Genomic DNA, 8,447 nt, shown 5'->3' on the forward strand with positions numbered 1-8,447 from the left:
GTTAAAACCACACCGCTAAACTTGTTGTAACAAAGAAATTTCCTTTTCTTACATCATCATTTTTCGTAAAGATGGCATCCTTAGACGTAAAACCTCTTGCTTCTGTACGGAAAACAACATTTTTAAATATAGCATAATCTACGTTCAGTGAATATCCGAAGGTTTGAAAACCATTAGGAGTTCCCGTACTGATAATCACTCCATTTTTATCATTGTAATACTCCAATCTTCCTGCCAATGCCCATTTACTGTCTACCTGATATTTTGCCTGTATATTGGGGCTGTACCAGATATTATACTGCTCGCTTCCTTTGGTTTTCTGCTCTGCACCGATATCAAATCCTAGTAAAGCTGAAAACTTTTCTGTCAGCTGAAAACTTCCATACAAATCATGGAAATAACGCATTCTTTTCTCTTCTTTAGCTTTATCATTTCCTATAAATGAGCTGCTGTTCAAAGTTATTTTATCATTCGGTTTGTAGGTCACCTGATGTCCGAAAGAGATACTTTGGTTTCCTTTCACTTTGGCAATACGCTGCCATCCATTCAGCACCAATCCGCTTACAAACCATTTTCCGTTGTCTGAAGTATAGGAAATCTTAGCTCCGGTTTCAAAATAAGGCGAATTTTCAGCAGCAAAACTTCTGGTCAGATTAATATTATCTTTTCCTATGGCATTTTCCCAACCGATATGAGAAGGCATGATCCCAGCATCAATCCATAGGTTTTTATTTTTCGATAGTTTAATTCCTACGTTGGCTTCGTTAATATATCGTAAAGCCTCCTGTTCCGCAGCCATATTGTCCTGTGCATAAGTTCCGCCCATTAATGCAAGGTTGGCTCTGATATTCTCACTCTGATAATTAGCTTTTATTAATCCTAAATTAAGATTTACCTCATTATGTCTGTTGTATGAATATAAAAAGTTCTGACGGAGATGATTTCCCGGCTCATTAAAATCATAAGTATAAAAGAGTTCCGCATAAGCAGAAAATGTTACTTTCGGTTCTGTTTTTAATGAGTCTGATGATTGTGCTTTTGAGAAAAATACTCCCAATAGCATTCCTATAATAGTATATTTTTTCACGTTAATTTAGAATTATTTGAGTACAGGACAGAAAGTATATTCATCTGATAAAGTTAACCATTAAGAAAGAATTAAGAGATTAAGAAGAAATAGATTATAAGCGAATGATAAGTGGTAATATTTTGAAATTTTAGATTTTCTTGCTTATACTTAATTCTTTCGATATTCTTAATGGTTGAATGTATCTAACAATATTTTATAAATTCTGCCGTACAGTTATTTTAATTTGAACGATGTCAAGGTTTAAAACCTTGACATCGTTAGTTCAAGATTATTTGATTATTTTAATTGGTCTAAAGCAATATTGAGCTTTAAAACATTGATTTTTGAAGGTCCTAAAAGTCCTAAAAAAGGCTTCTCAGTCTGATCTTTAATTAAGGTATTAATCTGTTCTACAGAAAGATTTCTTGCTTTGGAAATTCTTTTGGCCTGATATAAAGCTCCTTCTTCAGAAATATCAGGATCCAACCCGCTTCCACTTGCTGTAACCAGTTCTACAGGTACTTTAGCATTTCCCATTTCCGGATTTTGCAGTTTCAAAGTATCTATTCTTTTCTGTACAGTTTCCAGGTATTCGTCATTGCTTGGACCTTTGTTACTTCCCCCACTTCCTGCTGCATTGTAGTTTACAGTGGATGGACGGCCATGGAAATATTTTTCAGATTTAAACTCCTGCCCGACATTCGCATAGAATTTTTGTCCTTTATAATTAATGATCTCTGCATTTCCCTGATTAGGCAACACTTTTGATCCTGCGTATACAACAATCAGATAAATTCCTACAACAACTAACATCACAAGGCTTAATCTGAATGCTGAAACAATATGATTTTTCATTTTTAAAATTTTAATAGAATAAACTAATCACTATATCAATAATTTTGATTCCGATGAAAGGAACAATAACCCCTCCCAAACCATAGATCAAAAGATTTCTTCTCAATAATGCACTGGCTCCGATTGGCTTATAAGCGACTCCTTTTAAAGCTAATGGAATCAGGAATGGAATAATCACCGCATTGAAAATAACCGCTGATAAAATGGCCGTTTCCGGACTGTGAAGATTCATGATATTCAACTTCTGAAGGGATGGAATAAAGGTGATAAACAGGGCCGGAATAATGGCAAAATACTTCGCAACATCATTGGCAATACTGAAGGTTGTCAACGTTCCACGGGTCATCAGTAACTGTTTTCCGATCTCTACAATCTCAATCAGTTTGGTAGGGTCATTATCAAGGTCAACCATGTTACCTGCTTCTTTTGCAGCCTGAGTTCCGCTGTTCATCGCAACACCTACATCAGCCTGAGCCAGTGCCGGAGCATCATTGGTTCCGTCTCCCATCATCGCTACCAGCTTTCCTTCCTGCTGTTCCTTCTTGATGTAATTCATTTTATCTTCCGGTTTGGCTTCGGCAATAAAATCATCCACTCCGGCTTTTTCCGCAATAAATTTTGCAGTCAAAGGGTTATCTCCGGTTACCATTACGGTTTTCACACCCATTTTTCTCAGTCTCTGGAAACGTTCCTGGATACCTGTTTTAATAATATCCTGAAGTTCAATAACGCCCCATACTTTTTCATTAACGGATACTACCAAAGGAGTTCCTCCGTTTTCAGAAATTTTGGTAACAGCATCCTGTGTTTCCTGTGGGAAAAGATTCCCGGCTTTTTCAGTCAGTTTTTTTATAGTATCGTAAGCTCCTTTTCGGATTCTTGTCTCTTCAAAATCGATCCCTGAAGTTCTGGTTTCAGCAGTAAAATCAATATATGTTGGATTAGGAACTAACAGATCTTCTGATTTCAGCTGGCTCAATTCTATAATAGATTTACCTTCCGGCGTTTCATCAGCTACTGAACTCAATGCAGAAGCTTTGATGAAGTCTTCAAGTTTAATTCCGTTTGTAGGATGAAATTGAGTTGCTTTACGGTTCCCGATAGTGATGGTTCCTGTTTTATCAAGCAATAAAACATCAATATCACCTGCAGTTTCTACTGCTTTTCCACTTTTTGTGATGACATTGGCTCTTAATGCTCTATCCATTCCGGCAATCCCGATTGCAGAAAGCAGACCTCCAATAGTTGTCGGGATAAGACAGACGAAAAGTGAGATAAATGCTGCAATAGTAATTGGAGTCTGCGCGTAGTCTGCAAAAGGCTTTAAGGTTAGTGTTACAATAATAAAAGTAAGGGTAAACCCTGCTAATAATATGGTTAATGCAATTTCGTTAGGTGTTTTTTGTCTTGATGCTCCTTCTACAAGAGCAATCATTTTATCCAAAAAGGATTCTCCCGGTTTGGTAGTTACTTTTACTTTGATTCTGTCTGAAAGTACTTTAGTTCCCCCTGTTACTGAACTTTTATCTCCACCCGCTTCACGGATCACCGGAGCACTTTCTCCTGTAATGGCAGATTCATCAATGGTAGCAAGTCCTTCAATAATCTCTCCATCCATTGGAATCTGATCTCCAGCTTCGCACATGAAAATATCTCCTAATTTCATTTCAGCTGACATTTTTAAGGTTGTTTCTACCTGAAATCCGGGTTTATTATCAACAACCAGTTTAGCAGGAGTTTCCTCACGGGTTTTTCTAAGCGTATCAGCCTGCGCCTTTCCTCTTGCCTCCGCAATAGCTTCTGCAAAGTTGGCAAACAGAACGGTGAAAAACAGAATAATAAATACTAAAAAGTTATAGGAAAAGCTTCCCTGGGTTTTATCACCAGTTAAGCTGAACATGCTTACAATAAACATGACCACTGTTCCGATCTCCACCAGGAACATCACTGGATTTTTAAACATAATTTTCGGATTCAGTTTCACGAAGGACTGTTTAATCGCCTCATTTACCAAATCTCTTTGAAACAATGTTTGTGATTGATTTTTCATTTTTTTGAAAGAGTTTATATCATTAAATCAATAATAACCATCAAGTGAAACCAAATTATAGGGTATAGGATTGGATAATATTATGTAGTGAACGTTTCGGTAAGTTTTAAATGAGTTCCCTAAACAATTCAGCTTCCTTAATGGTTGACTATTGATTTTAATTTTTAATGTTCACAATTTATTTAGAGAAATACTGTATCTGCTCTGCAATAGGCCCAAGAGTTAGTGCAGGGAAGAATGACAATGCTGCAATAAGCAGAATAACTGCAAGAGTCATAAAACCGAATGTTGCTGTATCTGTCTTCAGTGTTCCTGAACTTTCCGGAATGAATTTTTTCTGAGCCAGTAATCCCGCAATGGCAACCGGACCTATGATTGGGATAAATCTTGATAGCAGCAACACAATTCCTGTTGAAATATTCCACCAAGGGGTATTATCTCCCAGTCCTTCGAATCCAGATCCGTTATTGGCTGAAGAAGATGTAAATTCATACAGCATTTCACTGAAACCATGGAATCCGGGGTTATTCAATGTTTTGGCTCCAAATTCTGGTAGGTAAGCCGTTAAAGCAGTTCCCACAAGGATTAAAAATGGGTGGAATAAAGCCACGATCATCGCGATCTTCATTTCCTTGGCTTCGATCTTTTTTCCCATAAACTCTGGAGTTCTACCTACCATCAGACCGCTGATAAACACAGCTAGAATGATAAAAATAAAGTAGTTCAAAATCCCTACTCCACAGCCACCATAGAAACAGTTGATCATCATTGCAAGCAGTTCATTCATCCCTGAAAGAGGCATCGTACTGTCGTGCATTGAGTTTACAGAACCTGTAGAGATTACCGTAGTGGCAATACTCCAATAGGCTGATGCAGCGCTTCCGAAACGGATTTCTTTTCCTTCCATCGCTCCAAGGCTGCTGTCAGCACCCATTTTTGTAATCAAAGGATTTCCTCCTGTTTCATTAACAATATTGGGTATGGTAAGCGCTAAAAATCCAACAGTCATCACGGTAAATATTACCCATGAAAGTTTTCTCTTTTTTAAATAGAAACCTAACGCAAAAACCAATGCAAAAGGGATAATCATCTGAGTGACCATCTCCGTCATATTCGTTATATAATTAGGATTTTCAAGCGGATGGGCTGAGTTGGCTCCAAAGAAGCCACCACCATTGGTTCCCAGGTGTTTAATCGCTACAAAAGCAGCAACTGGTCCTCTGGAAACATCTATTTTCTGTCCTTCAAGGGTTGTAATATGATCTTTTCCTTCAAAAGTCATCGGACTTCCGTTGATAGAAAGGATTAAAGCAACTAATACACTGATCGGAAGTAAAATTCTAATCATTGACTTCGTAAAATAGTCATAGAAATTACCCAATTCTGTAGCTGTTTTCTCTTTGAAAGCTTTAAAAAGAACAGCCATAGCAGCCATTCCTGTTGCAGCCGTTACAAACTGTAAAAACATCAGATAAAGCTGACTCAGGTAACTTACTCCCGTTTCTCCCGAGTAGTGCTGTAAATTACAGTTCACTAAAAATGAGATGGTTGTATTAAAAGCCAGATCAGGAGACATATTCGGGTTTCCATCCGGATTTAAAGGTAACCAAGCCTGAGTGAGTAAAAGGATAAATCCTATAATAAACCAAACCAGATTAATCGCCAGCATCACATACATATTCTGCTTCCAGTTCATCTGGCGGTTGGGATTAATTCCCGATATTTTATAAATAAACTTTTCAATCGGCTCAAAAACCGGATCTAAAAAGGTTTTCTTGTATCCATAAACATTAGCAATGTATTTACCTAAAAATATTCCGATAACTAATGTGATAGCAAACATGGCTATGATGCCTAAAATTTCTGTATTCATTGTCTTTTAAAATTTTTCAGGTTTCATTAAAACATAACAGATATACACAAAGGCAAGTACTGAAAGGAAAAATAAACTCCACATAATTTATATTCTATCAAAAAATTCAACTGATTTATATAAAAGCCAGAACAAAACTGCAAAGAGCAGAATTAAACTTATCAGCATCATATCTTTATTATTAGAGTTAAAAGAGTAAACAATACGTACGATACAATCAGCAGACTAAAAGTAGAATGCTCCCGTTTTTTCAACGTTTTTCTTGAAATTGTCATTTTTAAATATTTTATTCAGGGACTATATGCCAAAAGAAAGTCCAAACCTGAAACGAACAATGCAAAATATTGAAATACAATACATTAACTCCATGTCACAAACTGCATAAAAACAGAAAAGCCTATCAAAATGATAGGCTCTTTATTAAAATGATAAACGGCTTATTTCAGTCCGTATTCGTCGAGTTTGCGATATAGCGTAGCAATTCCAATTTCAAGGAGTCTGGCCGCTTCTGCCTTATTTCCTTTCGTGTATTGCAATACTTTTTGGATGTGGATTTTTTCAAGCGATCTCATACTTAGAGAATCACTCTCCTTAACAGGCTTTTCTGAATAATGAGGAAGGCTTTCTGCATCCAGAATATTATCATTCATAAGGATCAAGCTGCGTTCTACAGCATTTCTCAGTTCTCTGATATTCCCTTTCCAGTCATTCTTCTCAAGCATTTTATAATACTCCGGTAAAACCTGAATAGATGTAAGATGCAGTTTATTCGAAAATAAATCAACAAAATTCTTCGCCAGCATTTTCAGATCTTCTTTTCTTTCTCTTAAAGCAGGAAGTGAAATTTCAAAAACATTCAGTCGGAAGTACAGATCTTCTCTGAAATTCCCCTGTCTTATTTCTTCTTCAAGATTTCTATTGGTAGCAGCAATCAGTCTGAAATCAGATTTAGAGACCTTGGTTTCACCCATTTTGATAAACTCTCCGGTTTCAAGAACCCTAAGCAGTTTTGCCTGAAGTTCTATCGGCATTTCGCCAATCTCATCTAAAAATAAAGTACCACCATTGGCTTCTTCAATCAATCCTTTTTTATCTTTTATTGCCCCTGTAAAAGCACCTTGTTTATGACCGAAAAGCTCACTTTCCAGAATTTCTTTACTAAAAGCAGAACAGTTAATTGCTACAAAAGTGTTTTTCTTCCTTTCGCTACCCTCATGAATAGCATTGGCAAAAACCTCCTTCCCTGTTCCTGTTTCTCCCGTTAAAAGTACTGCAGCATCCGTTAATGCTACTTTTTCAGCCAATTTCTTAGCATGCAGTATTAGTGGAGAATTACCAATGATTTGCCCAAATCCCTTTATTGCACCAGTGGGCTGTACAATTCTGGTTCTGTTATCCTTTACCTTTTCAAGCGCTTTATACACCAAAGGAATAATCTTTTCATTATCATCCCCTTTTACCAGATAGTCATAAGCCCCATTTTTCATAGCCTGCACTGCATCAGTAATATTTCCGAATGCAGTCATCAGAATAATTTCCAGATGCGGATATTTCGTCTTAATAGACTTTACAAGGTCTACCCCGAATGCATCAGGAAGTCTGACGTCACTTAATACAACATCAAAATCATACTGCTCCAGCATCGTCATAGCAGAACGGGCTGTAGAAGCTTCTTTTACGTTAAAATTCTCTTGGGAAAGGATCATTCCTAATAACTTAAGGAGTTTGATCTCATCATCGATAATCAGAATGTTTCCTGACATTATAATTCTTTTTGGAAGATACAAACTTATTGAAATTATTTGAAGAAAAGTCTCTTATTAAGGAAATTAATTTCATCTATCTATTTATTTCAGGAGCTTTATCCCGCTATCCACTCATACTCCTCGCGCCTGTACACTCCAACGCTAAATCCCTTCAATACTCCAATACCTGCTGTGGGGTAACCATTACTATCGGGGCTAGGGAATTTCTATGAGTAATAAGTAATGATTAATAAAATAATGAATATTTGTATGATACATTAATTTTTAACCAAACCCTACTCTTTGTCATCCCGTAGAGATCTAGACGGTCGAAAGCTTACTCAGTAATAATAGCCATACTCTCTTATATTATTCTTTCTAATTGAAGAATTTCAGTAATGTAATTTAACTCCTTACAGGATGACAAAGGAGGTTTCTTTATCAGGAGTAATGATACTAAGAATATATCGATAATAAATGAAGAAGAGAAAGAAAAGCTAAAATACTAGTCTGAAGTGTAGATAACAGATCAACAGTTGTATCTACCTTAGCGATATTCAATAGAGGCTATAATCCTTTCCGATTATATAAGCTATTCCAATGGCTTTAGCCAAAATTTAGAATAATTGATTGTAATAAGTCTTGTTTTAAGAGCTGTTCTCCGATTACTTATTACTTATTACTCATTACTCATTACTCATATGCTGAGTTAGTGTCAGGTTAGTTTTGTCTGCTTGGGTATAGTAAGTATAGAACAAAAAAAAGTCTCACACATTGCTGTATGAGACTTTTAAAAATAAAATAAAAACTGGCGGCGGCCTACTCTCCCGCGTTAGCAGTACCATCGGCGCTGGT

General features: G+C 36.5%; 5 protein-coding genes. All 5 read right to left on the minus strand.

Annotated elements, in window-relative coordinates:
* Position 1: 1 nt before the first annotated feature.
* Entirely contained in the window at positions 2–1,063 is a 1,062-nt protein-coding gene (locus BOQ64_RS22545) for a porin (RefSeq protein ID WP_129059420.1), read from the minus strand.
* 303 nt (positions 1,064–1,366) lie between these two features.
* Complete coding sequence (gene kdpC, locus BOQ64_RS22550) at positions 1,367–1,924, minus strand: K(+)-transporting ATPase subunit C (RefSeq protein WP_129059414.1); 558 nt, start codon at positions 1,922–1,924, stop codon at positions 1,367–1,369.
* A 10-nt stretch (positions 1,925–1,934) separates the two neighbouring features.
* Positions 1,935–3,974 carry a potassium-transporting ATPase subunit KdpB gene (kdpB, locus tag BOQ64_RS22555; protein WP_129059415.1) on the minus strand — a complete coding sequence of 680 codons (2,040 nt, stop codon included), beginning with the start codon at positions 3,972–3,974 and terminating at the stop codon, positions 1,935–1,937.
* Between the two features lie 178 nt (positions 3,975–4,152).
* On the minus strand, positions 4,153–5,847 hold the full coding sequence (kdpA, locus tag BOQ64_RS22560) for a potassium-transporting ATPase subunit KdpA (RefSeq protein WP_129059416.1): 1,695 nt from the start codon (positions 5,845–5,847) through the stop codon (positions 4,153–4,155).
* A gap of 437 nt (positions 5,848–6,284) precedes the next feature.
* Positions 6,285–7,610, minus strand: a complete 1,326-nt coding sequence (locus tag BOQ64_RS22570) for a sigma-54-dependent transcriptional regulator (RefSeq protein WP_129059417.1) — start codon at positions 7,608–7,610, stop codon at positions 6,285–6,287.
* Between the last annotated feature and the right edge of the window lie 837 nt (positions 7,611–8,447).

Origin of the sequence: Chryseobacterium sp. CH25, assembly GCF_004119455.1 — a bacterium.
Lineage (GTDB): Bacteria > Bacteroidota > Bacteroidia > Flavobacteriales > Weeksellaceae > Chryseobacterium.